Raw genomic sequence first — 13,834 nt, forward strand, 5'->3', positions numbered from 1 at the left:
CTAAATTTTATGTTACATAAAAAAACAAGGGAACATTGTATTAATTAATACAATGTTCCCTTTATTTGATTAGGACAAGATAATAATTTTCATATTATCCATTCGCTATTCACTTTACTTTGATTATAACGCTTCTGTAAATGTACGAGTAATTACATCACGTTGTTGTTCAGGTGTTAATGAGTTAAAACGTACTGCATAACCAGAAACACGAATAGTTAATTGTGGATATTTTTCAGGATTTTCCACAGCATCTAATAAAGTTTCACGGTTTAAGACATTAACATTTAAATGTTGTCCACCTTCAACAGTTGCTTCGTGATGGAAGTAACCGTCCATCAATCCTGCTAAGTTACGTTTTTGTGCTTCGTAATCTTTACCTAATGCGTTTGGTACGATTGAGAAAGTATATGAAATACCATCTTTCGCATAAGCAAATGGAAGTTTAGCAACTGAAGTTAATGAAGCAACCGCACCTTTTTGATCACGTCCGTGCATAGGGTTAGCACCTGGCCCAAATGGTGCACCAGAACGACGTCCATCTGGGGTATTACCTGTTTTCTTACCATATACGACGTTAGAAGTAATAGTAAGAACTGATTGTGTAGGAACCGCATTGCGATATGTTTTATGTTTTTGAATTTTCTTCATAAAACTTTCAACTAAGTAACAAGCAATTTCATCAACTCTGTTATCATTATTACCGAATTGTGGATATTCCCCTTCGATTTCAAAGTCTAGCGCGACATTAGAGGCAATGACTTTACCTTCTGCATCTTTAATATCACCACGAACAGGTTTAACTTTCGCATATTTAATCGCAGCTAAAGAGTCTGCAGCAACTGAAAGTCCAGCAATACCACAAGCCATTGTACGATAAACATCACGATCATGAAGAGCCATTAATGAAGCTTCATAAGCGTATTTATCGTGCATAAAGTGAATAATATTTAATGCAGTAACATATTGTGTAGCTAACCAATCCATAAAAGAATCCATACGAGCCATTACTGTATCAAAATCTAATACATCATCAGTAATTGGATCTGATTTAGGTCCAACTTGCATACCTGACTTTTCATCAACGCCACCATTAATTGCATAGAGCATTGTTTTTGCTAAGTTTGCACGTGCACCAAAGAATTGCATTTGTTTACCGACAATCATTGGGCTCACACAACAAGCAATCGCATAATCATCACTGTTAAAATCAGGACGCATTAAATCATCGTTTTCATATTGAACAGATGAAGTATCAATAGATACTTTTGCACAATAACGTTTAAAGCCATCTGGTAATTGCTCAGACCAAAGAATAGTTAAGTTTGGTTCTGGTGATGGTCCCATTGTGTAAAGCGTATTTAAAATACGGAAACTGGTTTTTGTTACTAATGTACGACCATCAAGGCCCATACCTGCAAGAGTTTCTGTTGCCCACATAGGGTCACCAGAGAATAATTGATCGTATTCCGGAGTACGTAAGAAACGAACCATACGCAATTTCATTACTAAATGATCGATTAATTCTTGCGCTTCTTGTTCTGTAATTTTTCCTGCTTTTAAATCACGATCAATATAAATATCTAAGAAAGTTGATACACGACCAAATGACATTGCCGCACCATTTTGTGATTTAACGGCAGCAAGGTAAGCAAAATATGTCCATTGAACCGCTTCTTGTGCATTCTTTGCAGGCCCTGAAATATCATAACCATAAGACGCAGCCATTTCTTTCATTTTGCCTAATGCACGATGTTGCTCAGTAATTTCTTCACGTAATTGGATAGTTGCTTGAATGTCTTCACCAGATTCTAATTTGGCTTGTAATGAAGTAAATTGTTTAAATTTATCTTTCATTAAGAAATCAATACCATATACTGCAACACGACGATAGTCACCGATAATACGACCACGACCATAGGCATCAGGTAAACCAGTAATTACCCCTGATTTACGGCAACGTAAAATATCTGGTGTATAAACATCAAAAACACCTTGGTTATGTGTTTTACGGTATTCAGTAAAAATATGTTCCACTTCAGGTTTAAGTTCACGACGATAAACTTGGCATGAACCTTTAACCATTTTTATCCCACCATAAGGCATAATAGCACGTTTTAATGGGGCATCAGTTTGTAAACCAACGATTTTTTCAAGATCTTTATTAATATAACCTGGGGCATGTGATGTAATAGTTGACGGAGTATCACAGTCAATATCATAAGGTTCGTGTGTTTTATTTTCTACTTTGATTTTTTCCATTACATCATTCCATAACGCCGTAGTCGCATCAGTTGCGCCTGCTAAGAATGATTCGTCGCCCTCATAAGGTGTATAGTTCTTTTGGATAAAGTCACGTAAATTGACTTCTGTTTGCCATTCACCTGCGGCAAACCCTTCCCACGCTTGTTGTTGAGCTTCTGTTAATTGAGTCATCGTAATAACTTCCTTTCTCTCTAAGTAAATAAACTTGATATGTAAAAGGGTAATAAATTATACCGCTTTTACGCCTGAAATAATTAGTGTGAACTTGGTCTATTTGTAAACCATTGCATTAATGCAATGCAAATACCACCACCGACAATATTTCCTAAGGTCACAGGAATTAAATTCTTTATAATAAAATGATATACATCTAAATCAGCAAACTGCTCAGGCGATAAGCCGATAGCTTGCCAAAATTCAGTGGAGCTAAAATGTGCCGTAATCATTCCCATTGGGATCATGAACATATTAGCGACACTATGTTCAAAGCCAGAGGCTACAAACATAGCAATCGGTAAAATCATAATAAAAGCTTTATCTGTTAATGTTTTGCCTGCATAGGTCATCCACACTGCAATACAAACCATAATGTTGCATAATATACCTAAACAAAATGCTTCGAACCAAGTATGATGAATTTTATGTTGTGCCGTTTTTAAAATCGTTAATCCCCATTGACCATCTGCTGCCATAGTTTGCCCTGCAAACCAAATCAATGCGACAATAAACGTAGCCCCAATAAAATTGCCAAAATAAACTACTGCCCAATTACGTAGCATCTGTAATGTGGTAATTTTATTTTCAACTCGGGCAACTGTTGACATTGTTGAAGAGGTAAATAATTCTGAACCACAAGCCACAACCATTATCACACCTAAGGAAAAAACTATTCCACCAACGAGTTTAGCCAATCCCCAAGATGTGCCATTAAGTCCTGTTTGTGTTGTGGTATAAAAAACGAAAGCAAGTGCAATAAAGGCACCCGCTGATATAGCAGACAAAAAAGAGTAAAATTGTTTTTTACTTGCTTTGTAAGCACCCGCATCTCTGCCAATGTTAACCATTTCTGCAGGGGTTGCTATCAAACTGAATGAATTTTCATTTTTCATGAAATATCTCTGAAGAATTACATTTCTTATATTTTAAAATATTCGAGTAAAACTTTAAACTAAAAAATGTTAATTTTTATAAATAGTAACAATATGTTAAACATTTTAACAAACCATTAACATACTAAGTTGAAAACTCACTTTGTTAACATTATTATACAACAAAACATAAGCAAATTGCTATTTTCGATCTTTTCTGATAAAAATACAGTTAAAATGATTCCATTATAGATATTAAGGAGCCTTTTATGGCAGAAGAAACTATTTTCAGCAAAATTATTCGTAAAGAAATTCCTGCTAATATCGTCTATCAAGATGAATTTGTTACCGCTTTTCGTGATATCGCTCCACAAGCCAAAACTCATATTTTAATTATTCCTAATCATATTATTCCCACTGTCAATGATGTGACAGAACAAGACGAAAGAATATTAGGTCGTCTCTTTACAACCGCTGCTAAATTAGCACAAGAAGAAGGGATTGCAGAAGATGGTTATAGATTAATCATTAATTGCAATAAACACGGCGGACAAGAAGTATTCCATTTACATATGCACCTACTTGGTGGTGAGCCTCTTGGTAAAATGTTGGCTAAATAATGAAAAAAATATTCTTAATAATTGCGATTACTTTCGGATTAGTAGCTTGTGGCTCAAGTAATACTTCCCCTTTAAGTAATGATAAACAACCTATTTTAAATATAGATTCTGATTTAGCCACACTTGTTGATGTCAAAACATCGCTATCTCAAGCTTGGATAAAAAATATCAGTAATAATGCTATATCTGTTAATTATCATTTTTTTTGGTACAACAAAAATGGTGTCACTCAAGGCAATGATGTTGGACAAACTGCAACAATTATCCTAAAACCACAACAGAAAACGGAGTTATCACTACAGCCACCAACAGAAAATAGCGTAAATTATCGTCTTTACCTGCGTTTGAAATAACTATTATGTCAACATTATTAATTGATTTAGCTGGACAAGAGCTACAACAGGAAGAAATAGAACTTCTAACCCACCCATTAGTAGCGGGATTGATTTTATTTACCCGTAATTTTTATGATATAGAACAACTTCAAGCCTTAATTAAATCTATTCGTAAAAATGTAAAAAAACCTTTATTGATTACTGTTGATCAAGAAGGCGGACGGGTACAACGTTTTCGGGAAGGTTTTACACAACTTCCAGCAATGCAATCTTTTGCCTCACTGATTAAAGATCCTGAGCAACAATCAAAAATAGCACAAGAAGCAGGTTGGCAAATGGCGTCAGAAATGACCGCTCTTGATATTGATTTAAGTTTTGCCCCTGTGTTAGATTTAGGACATCAATGTAAAGCTATTGGCGATCGTAGTTTTCATAATGATGTTACTTCCACTGTCCAACTAGCTAGTGCATTTATTCAAGGAATGCACCAAGTAGGTATGCCCGCAACAGGAAAGCATTTTCCAGGACATGGTCAAGTCATAGCGGATTCTCATTTAGAAACCCCAGTTGATGAGCGTAGTGAAACCACTATCTTTAACTATGATATTCAACCATTCCAACAATTAATTGAAAATAATCTACTTGATGCGATTATGCCAGCTCATGTGATTTATTCTCAATGTGATGATCAACCTGCAAGTGGCTCAAAGTATTGGCTAAAAAATATATTACGACAAAAGCTCAGATTTCAAGGAACAATATTCTCTGATGATTTAGGTATGAAAGGAGCTGGTTTTATGGGTGATTTTGTTGCTCGTAGTGAAAAAGCGTTAAATGCTGGTTGTGATCTACTGCTCCTATGTAATGAGCGAGAAGGGGTTATCCAAGTATTAGATAATTTAAAACTCGCTGAAGCTCAAACAACCTTTAATTTACGTCAAAGCAGATTACAAAAACTATACAAACGTAAAACATTTAGCTTATCAGAATTACAAAAAACAGAACGTTGGATAAAAAATCATAAAAATCTGACCGCACTTCAACAAGATTGGTTAGCGAGCCAAAGATAATATGAATTTAGCGATTAATTGCGAGCATTATCTAAAAGGTGATTGCCGTTCTTGTCAATGGTTAGAAAAAAACTATGGACAACAACTACAAGAAAAAGAACAACATTTAGAAAAATTACTAAGTGCGGTCAAATTTTCAGAAGAAAATTACTTGTCGCCCTGTCAGTCATCTTTAACTCATTTTCGCAATAAAGCCAAAATGGTAGTAAGCGGTAACGTAGAAAGACCCATTTTAGGTATATTACAAGATCCTAATGACTCACAAAGTGCCGTGGATCTCTGTGATTGCCCACTCTATCCTACACAGTTTCAAGCAATTTTTCCTGTTTTAAAAGATTTTATCGCCAGAGCAGGACTTGTACCTTATAACATCAAAAAGCAAAAGGGCGAATTAAAATATATTTTACTCACACAAAGTCAATATGACGATGATGTGATGATCCGCTTTGTGCTACGCTCAGAAATCAAATTGCCCCTTATTCAACGTGAAATTAATGGATTACTTACAAAGCTACCCCAAGCAAAAGTAATCAGCTTAAATATTCAACCACAACACGCCGCCATACTTGAAGGAGAAAAAGAAATTTTTCTTACAGAACAACAAGTTTTAGAAGAACAATTTAACCAAATTCCTTTATTTATCCGCCCTCAAGGTTTCTTTCAAACGAATCCCCTTGTTGCTGAAGAATTATATGGCACAGCACAGCAATGGATAAAAGATTTACCTATTCATCGCCTATGGGATCTTTTTTGTGGTGTTGGGGGATTTGGTTTACATTGTGCCAAAATTTTACAAGAAAAAAATATCAATATTGAATTAACTGGTATTGAAATATCCCCCTCTGCTATTTATTCCGCCACATTATCTGCTAAAAAATTAGCTTTAAATAACGTCAAATTTCAATCTCTTGATGTAACTAAATTTTCGTTAGATCAAAATCAACAACCCGATCTTGTGATTGTCAATCCACCTAGACGAGGTATTGGCAAACCACTCGCTGAATTTCTTAATCAATTACAACCGCACTTTATTCTCTATTCCAGTTGTAATGCCACTACAATGGCAAAAGATCTCACTTATTTAGCTAATTATAAAATAGAAAAAATCCAGTTATTTGATATGTTTCCACATACGGAACATTATGAGGTACTGACTTTACTAACAATTAGTTCAGATAAAAAATAGCCATAATTCAACCTATAAAACACACACTAATAGAATAAAATATAAGCAGATTAAGATATGTACAACAATCATAATCCTTGACATTTATAATATCATATTGATAATGGTTATCGTTATGGTTTTTAAAACCTATCAATAAATTAAATATAAAGGAGACAATTCAATGTCAAAATTAAGAAAATTAACCCTAGCAGTATGTGTGGGCTTAGCAATAAATACAGTAACATTAACAGCTGAAGCAGCGACAGAACTAACAACCACACAAGTTTCACAAGCTCAATCTTTTCTAGACACTTATTCAAAAATTGCCGAATTATCTTACTCATCAAGTTTACAAGATGCTAAAAAACTTCAACAAGCAATCAATACTTTTGCAAAAAATCCTACAGAAAAAACATTAGAAGCGGCAAAACAAGCTTGGAGAGATTCAAGAGAATCTTATGGTCAATCTGAAATATTTCGTCTTTCTCAAGGTCCTATTGATGCTGAAGAAGGTTGGGTAGAAGCAAAATATGGTAATAAAGAAGGACAAATCAATGCGTGGCCTCTTGATGAGAATATGATCGACTATACCATTGATGCAGAAGGCAAAAAAACCAGTGGTAATATTATTGACAGCAAAGGGGAATTTAATCCAGGTGGAGAAGATCCGAAAGCTGTGAATGTAGATACAATCAATGAAGATATTATCACTGAACTGAATGAAAATGGCGGTGAAGCAAATGTTGCTTCAGGTTATCACGCTATTGAGTTCTTACTATGGGGTCAAGATCAAGACTATAATAATTTTATTGAAGATAAAATAACACATGGTCCAATGACAGCGGGTCAACGTCCATTAACTGACTTCACAACAGATAAATTTGCTCAACGCCGTCTTGATTACTTAAAAGCAGCAACAAATAAGTTAGTACAAGATTTAGAAGTTATTTATAGCGCTTGGACACCAGATGGTGAATATCGTCAAGCATTGATGGGTAAATTAACAGGTGATAAAAGTAAAGAAAATATCGCCACAACCGATGCACTTAGAAATATCTTCATTGGAATGGGTATGTTTATTAAATCTGAATTAGCGAATGAGCGTATCGCCGTAGCAGTTTTAACACCAAGTGAAGAAGATGAACATTCTTGTTTCTCGGACAATACTCACCGTGATATTGCTCAAAACTATTTAGGTTTTGAAAATGTGTTGCTTGGTAAATTCAATAATAAAAAAATTGGTAAAGCACCAATAGATGTATTAAATAGTCAAGATAAAGCGGAAGTAGAAAAAATGCTTCAAAATATAAATGCTCGAATTGCCAAAATTGATCATTTAGCAAAAACAACAATGCATTTTGATTACCAAGTTCATCCAGAAAATAAAGCTGAAGCACAAAATATCGTGAGCTTGAAAAATGAACTACGTCGTTTAGGCGATAAAATGGTAACTGTTGCTAAAAACTATGGTATTAGTTTAACTACTACTGATGTAACAGATAGCGAAGAAAATCACGATTACGAAAAATAATCTCATCTCTAATAAAAATTGGCAGCGTCAGCTGCCAATTTCTTTTTGATGTAGGACAACTTAATGATTCCAATTACGAATACTCTCTCTACTCGTTTTATTATCAGCACAATATTATTTTCTATCTCCTCCTATTGTTTTGCCAGTAATAGTATTTTTGAGAACCGAACAATACTTCCTTCTCATAAACCAATTTCAGGGCTTACTGATACAGAGCAAGACACTTTTATGTTGGGACGATCATTTTTTAGTATTCCCTGGGTTGCCTCACCAAGTGCAACAACTGCACGAGATGGGCTAGGACCATTATTTAATGCAAATGCTTGTATTGCTTGCCATAGCGAAAAACACCATAAATCAAAAATATCTAACAATAGTTATATTCAACGTACATTAGTATTTAAACTTTCTCAGCCTAGCAAACATCATTTACGCCCTAAAAACACCTCAACAATGCCCGATCCTGTTTATGGCCCACAAATAGCCATTAATGCGACAGGAACAATACCTTTTGAAGCAAAACCTGATATTTTATGGCACAATCATCAAGAAAAACTTACTGATGGCACAATAATTGAATTACGCAGACCTGAAGGTAAACTCACAGAATTAAATTACGGCCGATTAGATCCTGATACAAAAATAAGCCTACGTATTGCCCCATTATTAATTGGTTTAGGATTATTAGCTAAAATTCCTGATAAAGATATTATTTCAACAGCAGAAAAACAAAAAAAGACTGCCTCACTTGTAAAAGGCAAAGTCCAATGGGTATATAACCCTTACCATAAAAAGCGAGAAATTGGACGATTTGGTTATAAAGCTGCACAAAGTAGTATCCGAATGCAAACCGCAGATGCCGCCGTTAATGATATGGGTCTAACCAATCCTTTTTTCCCCACTGAAACCTGTACCAAAATACAAGTTGATTGCTTAAATGCAACCCCTTCAAGAAATTCACCACAAGGACGATTAGATCTTCCTTTAGTTCGTTTAAATGCGATTGCCTTTTATCTTGAAAACATAAAGTCCCCCGCTAACATTAAAGATAATCCTAAATATTCAAAAGGAAAGAATATTTTTGAAAATATAGGCTGTGCAGAATGCCATCAACCGATGCAAAAAACGAAAGATAACATTGTATTTTATCCTTATACGGATATGCTATTACATGATATGGGTAAAGAATTAAGTGATAATAGACCTGAATTTGAAGCCACTCCTCAAGATTGGCGAACCGCTGCATTATGGGGAATTGGGGCAAAAGTAAGAGAAGGCTTTTTATTATTACATGATGGTCGAGCAAGAAACCTTACAGAAGCTATTTTATGGCATTCAGGTGAAAGTGAATCATCAACAGAAAAATTTAAACAATTAAGCAAAGAAGATCGACAAGCATTGCTTGAATTTGTGGAGTCATTATGAAAAAAATTTTTATTTTTACCGCACTTATTATGGTTATTTTGGTATTAGTCTTTATTAAAGATCCAAATGCACAACAAAATGAAGCATTAGCCTCAATGTATGATAATGTTATTGTAAAGAATACAGAAAATGCGATCCAACAATGCCATACTTTAGAAGATAGCTTATCACAATCCACTGCGGGTATTCGCCAGAAAAAAATTGAGGATAATTTTGCAAAATTAGTAATGGGATGGAAAGCTGTACAAGCCACCTATATTGCGGGAGATCTTGATCAATACGCTATTGACTATCCAAGATATATAGATATCTTCCATATAGGAAATGAAAATATTAATGAACAAATGCAGAAAGTATTAAAAAGTACCTCTGAACCCAAAACAGCTTTATATAAATATTCCTATAATACAATCAATGCGCTAGAAGCTATTCTCTATGCAGAGAACACATTATCCTCACGAAAATTAGCGATAGCACAATCGATAAACCATAATATTTGTGAACGTCTAACTGATATTTTAAACGTCTATCAAGAAAAGCGTAATGATTTCTTAAGTGCAAGAGATTCTGCACTTTCAATGCTTGCTAATGTATTAGCAAATCAGACATTACAATTAAAAGATTGGAGAATCGGTGATCCAGCAGGATTAACAAAAAAATATCTCAATCAACCTGATAATCGCCGCAATGAATACTTTCTAAGTGGCTTAAGTGTAAAATCAATTAACAAGATTTTACAAACGCAAAGCCAACTAATTATGCCCCAAGACTATCCAAATTTTGTTGAAATAGCTGATATTTATGCAGCACAAAAACAGTTATCTGACGCACAAACAGCTATGAATAATGCTTTTATAGAAATAAATACATTGAATAACGAAAACCTACAAAATACCAAGCTGTACCAAGCAGTAGGGAAACTACAAAGTATCTACTATAACGATCTAATTCAAGCATTACCTGTTATAGCAAAAATTTTAGAAGCTGATGGCGATTAATTAAGGTAATACGTGCATATATTTGATGATTATTTATTAAATCCCGAACAACGCATATATTGGTTATATCTACTAAGTGCGTTCGGAATTTCTTTAGTTTATTATTGGGTTCAACCTAAACCTAAAGTTACACATATCAATACCATTTATGGTGAACTTAAGGCATATTGGTTACACCCCAGTGCATTACTTGATTATCGTTATTTTATTGCAGTATGGCTAATAAAGTTATATATATTACTCCCCTTATTACTATCAGCAAAAACAGTAACATTATATGTAAATCTGCTATTATTAAAAATACATACGCCTTTACATCTGCAATTTTCAGCGTTAACAATCTCATTGCTCTATACTATTACATTATTTATTTCGAGTGAATTTAGTCGCTATTGGTTACATCGCTGGTTACATACTGTTCCGCTACTTTGGCAATTTCATAAAGTCCATCATAGTGCCGAAATATTAACACCCTTGACTTTTTATCGAGTCCATCCTGTTGAGAATTTTCTTTTTGGATTACGCTATGCTTTCACCGCTGGCATTGTTACAGGTCTATTTTTATGGCTATTCGGATCAGGGCTTAGTCTTTATATGATAGGTGGAACAAATGCGTTTATTTGGGGGATGTCATTAATTGGTAGCAATTTACGCCATTCTCATATTTACTTACGCTATCCAAAATTCCTTGAACGCTGGTTTATTTCCCCAGCACAACATCAGCTACACCATACCTATAAATATTGCTCAAAGAATTATGGCGGTTATTTAGGTATATTTGATCGACTATTTGGCACATTGCAATTATCAGAAAATATAAATAAACCAACCCAATATGGTTTTCCTAAAAAACTAGCCAAAAGATATTCTGGTCTAACAAACCTATTGATTAGACCATTTATTGATTGTAAAACATTGTGGAAAAGAAAACATGAAAAAATATAATTCGTTTTATTCAACATTAAGTCTGCTCGTTTGTTTTAGTCTTATAAATACAGCATTCGCCACCCCAAATACCACTCAAACCTTAAGTAAGTCTGAACTCGGGGAAAAATTATTTTTTGATAAAGACTTATCTTTTTATCAAAATCAAAGTTGTGCGACTTGTCACAATCCTGATCATGCTTATACTGACAACAGAAAAACCGTTGCTAATGGTATCGCCTCTCAAGGTAGTGATGAGCATTCTTTCGGCGATCGTAATACACCGACTGCTGCCTATGCCAAATTCTCCCCGAAATTCCACTTTAATAGTAAAAAAAATGAATATATTGGTGGACAATTTCTAGATGGTAGAGCTGCCAATTTAGCCGAGCAAGCGGGTGGACCGCCAGTCAACCCAGTTGAAATGGCAATGGCAAATGAAGCTGAAGTGATCAATAGAATTAAAGCGAAACCTATCTACCGTGATAATTTTATTAAACTATATGGTCAAGAGGTATGGGATTCTACCGATACTGCCTATATGGCAATGAAAGATGCCATAGCAAACTATGAAAAAACAGACATTTTTGCCCCATTTGATTCAAAATATGATCGCTATCTACGAGGGGAATATGAATTAACCTTATTAGAAGATCTTGGACGTACCTTATTTTTTTCTAACAATAATTTAAAATGTATGGAATGCCATTCCTTAGAAAAGCGAGAAGATCTAAAAAATGAAACCTTTACTAATTATGAATATCATAATATTGGCGTCCCTAGTAATCCTGAAATGATCCGCTTAAATAAATTAGCTAAGGATTTTAAAGATACAGGACTAGCGAAGAATCCAACTATTACTGATGAAAAAGAAAAAATGGCACAACAAGGTAAATTTAAAGTTCCAACGCTACGAAATATCGCCATCACCGCACCTTATATGCACAATGGCGTCTTTAAGGATTTAAGAACCGTTGTTTTATTTTATGATAAATACAATAATCCAGAGAATAAAATTAATCCTGAAACAGGCAAAGAATGGGCAGAGCCAGAAGTTGAGGGAACACTAAATATGGATAAACTACAAGCGAAAAAACTCAATGATCGTAAAGTCGATGCTCTGGTTGCCTTTATGGAAACATTAACTGATAAACGTTATGAGCCGTTACTAGAAAAGATGAAACAAGAGAAAGAAAAAGAGAAATAAAATAAATCTATCAGCAATCTTTAAAAAGTGTTGAGCAAATAATTATTGCTCAACACTTTTTTATAATCATTTCAGTAATCGTTTTTCTTTGGATTGATAAAGAAAAAGAAACAGTGCAGGTATTAAATACACAATATATAAACTTAAATCGCCGATTGTAGGTTGATCGGTATAACCAAAAATTCCCCCCAATAAAATACCAAATGGACTTTTTTCATTGAGTACTGATGACCAATTAAAAACAACCTCTTGCCCTAAATCCCATAATCCAGCATTATGTAATCCCCTAAATGCACTTGCCAATAAGCCTGCAGCAACAAAAATAAGGAAAATCCCCGTCCAGCGGAAAAATTTGGCTAAATTTAAACTAACACTACCTTCATAAATTAACCAGCCAATAATAATAGCAAATCCCAATCCTAACACCGCACCAAGTGGCATATATTGAGAGCTACTTTGTTGGAAAATCGCCAGTAAAAAGAACACGGTTTCAATACCTTCTCGAATAACCGCTAAAAATGCCATACCGATCAAAGCCCAGCCTTTACTACCGTCAGCAGACAATGCCGAAGACACAGAATTTTGCAGATTTTGCTTCATTGAGCGACTTGCTTTTTTCATCCATAAAATCATATAAGAAATCATCGCTACCGCAATCAATGCAATAGATCCAGCAACCATAGCTTGTTCACGTTGTGGGATAACACCAGTACCTTTATAAATCCCCCAACCTAATCCAAGACATAAAAGAACAGCAATAAATACGCCAATCCAAACTTTGAAAATCAGCTCGGAACGCCCCGCTTGTTTTAAAACAACTCGCCACAATAGCAACAATTAATGCCGCCTCTAATCCTTCTCGTAACATTATAAAAAATGTAACTAACATAAGTATTCCCGTCTCTAAGCATGAGACGGCATTATATTAATTTCAATAGGCTAATGCAAATCAATACTATTCTTAAAAAAATCAAATGGTTCTAGTAAATTCAGCAATATGATTTAAGTTATAAATAAAGAAGAATATTTCTTAAAATACAATACTAATATTTTAATAACCTAATTAAATCTATACTTAAAATTTTTATTTTATCTCGCCATACTATATAATCCCCTTTCGATTTTGGACAGTCAGTTAAATGAATAAACAGGCTGTTTTCTGTGGTTCGAGAACCTCCCACATAAAAAAACTAAGGATATATT

At 34.4% G+C, this 13,834-nt stretch carries 12 protein-coding genes, 1 pseudogene and 1 riboswitch; of the genes and pseudogenes, 9 read left to right on the plus strand and 4 right to left on the minus strand.

Features of this window, described 5'->3' with window-relative positions:
- Positions 1-123: 123 nt before the first annotated feature.
- Positions 124-2,436 (minus strand): formate C-acetyltransferase, encoded by a 2,313-nt coding sequence (gene pflB, locus EV697_RS05260; protein WP_132023397.1) that lies wholly within the window; start codon positions 2,434-2,436, stop codon positions 124-126.
- A gap of 83 nt (positions 2,437-2,519) precedes the next feature.
- A complete protein-coding gene (gene focA, locus EV697_RS05265) occupies positions 2,520-3,374 on the minus strand; it encodes a formate transporter FocA (RefSeq protein ID WP_132023399.1) in 855 nt (284 codons plus the stop codon).
- A 248-nt stretch (positions 3,375-3,622) separates the two neighbouring features.
- Here focA and hinT point away from each other — a divergent pair, with 248 nt between their 5' ends.
- From hinT to EV697_RS05310, 9 genes are all read left to right on the plus strand, one after another.
- Entirely contained in the window at positions 3,623-3,973 is a 351-nt protein-coding gene (gene hinT, locus EV697_RS05270; RefSeq protein WP_132023401.1) for a purine nucleoside phosphoramidase, read from the plus strand.
- Positions 3,973-4,326, plus strand: coding sequence for a YcfL family putative periplasmic lipoprotein (locus tag EV697_RS05275; RefSeq protein ID WP_132023403.1), 354 nt, complete (start codon positions 3,973-3,975; stop codon positions 4,324-4,326). The genes hinT and EV697_RS05275 overlap by 1 nt, the downstream gene beginning before the upstream one ends.
- A 5-nt stretch (positions 4,327-4,331) precedes the next feature.
- Complete coding sequence (gene nagZ, locus EV697_RS05280) at positions 4,332-5,378, plus strand: beta-N-acetylhexosaminidase (protein WP_132023405.1); 1,047 nt, start codon at positions 4,332-4,334, stop codon at positions 5,376-5,378.
- Between the two features lies 1 nt (position 5,379).
- Positions 5,380-6,564, plus strand: coding sequence for a 23S rRNA (uracil(747)-C(5))-methyltransferase RlmC (gene rlmC / locus EV697_RS05285; RefSeq protein WP_132023407.1), 1,185 nt, complete (start codon positions 5,380-5,382; stop codon positions 6,562-6,564).
- 163 nt (positions 6,565-6,727) lie between these two features.
- Complete coding sequence (locus EV697_RS05290; protein WP_132023409.1) at positions 6,728-8,077, plus strand: imelysin family protein; 1,350 nt, start codon at positions 6,728-6,730, stop codon at positions 8,075-8,077.
- A gap of 63 nt (positions 8,078-8,140) precedes the next feature.
- A complete protein-coding gene (locus EV697_RS05295) occupies positions 8,141-9,502 on the plus strand; it encodes a di-heme oxidoredictase family protein (RefSeq protein WP_132023411.1) in 1,362 nt (453 codons plus the stop codon).
- On the plus strand, positions 9,499-10,500 hold the full coding sequence (locus EV697_RS05300; protein WP_132023413.1) for an imelysin family protein: 1,002 nt from the start codon (positions 9,499-9,501) through the stop codon (positions 10,498-10,500). The genes EV697_RS05295 and EV697_RS05300 overlap by 4 nt, the downstream gene beginning before the upstream one ends.
- A gap of 12 nt (positions 10,501-10,512) precedes the next feature.
- Positions 10,513-11,445, plus strand: coding sequence for a sterol desaturase family protein (locus EV697_RS05305; protein WP_132023415.1), 933 nt, complete (start codon positions 10,513-10,515; stop codon positions 11,443-11,445).
- Positions 11,432-12,631, plus strand: a complete 1,200-nt coding sequence (locus EV697_RS05310) for a cytochrome-c peroxidase (RefSeq protein WP_132023417.1) — start codon at positions 11,432-11,434, stop codon at positions 12,629-12,631. Before EV697_RS05305 ends, EV697_RS05310 begins: the two co-directional genes overlap by 14 nt.
- Before the next feature lie 66 nt (positions 12,632-12,697).
- Here EV697_RS05310 and efeU read toward each other — a convergent pair whose 3' ends face one another.
- Both efeU and EV697_RS10075 read right to left on the minus strand, forming a co-directional pair.
- A complete protein-coding gene (gene efeU / locus EV697_RS05315; protein ID WP_207904094.1) occupies positions 12,698-13,468 on the minus strand; it encodes an iron uptake transporter permease EfeU in 771 nt (256 codons plus the stop codon).
- 4 nt (positions 13,469-13,472) lie between these two features.
- Positions 13,473-13,520: pseudogene (locus EV697_RS10075) on the minus strand (hypothetical protein); the annotation flags it as partial.
- 266 nt (positions 13,521-13,786) lie between these two features.
- Positions 13,787-13,831: riboswitch (PreQ1 riboswitch) on the plus strand.
- The last annotated feature ends 3 nt before the right edge of the window (positions 13,832-13,834 follow it).

The organism is Bisgaardia hudsonensis (assembly GCF_004345785.1).
GTDB classification, from domain to species: Bacteria; Pseudomonadota; Gammaproteobacteria; order Enterobacterales; family Pasteurellaceae; genus Bisgaardia; species Bisgaardia hudsonensis.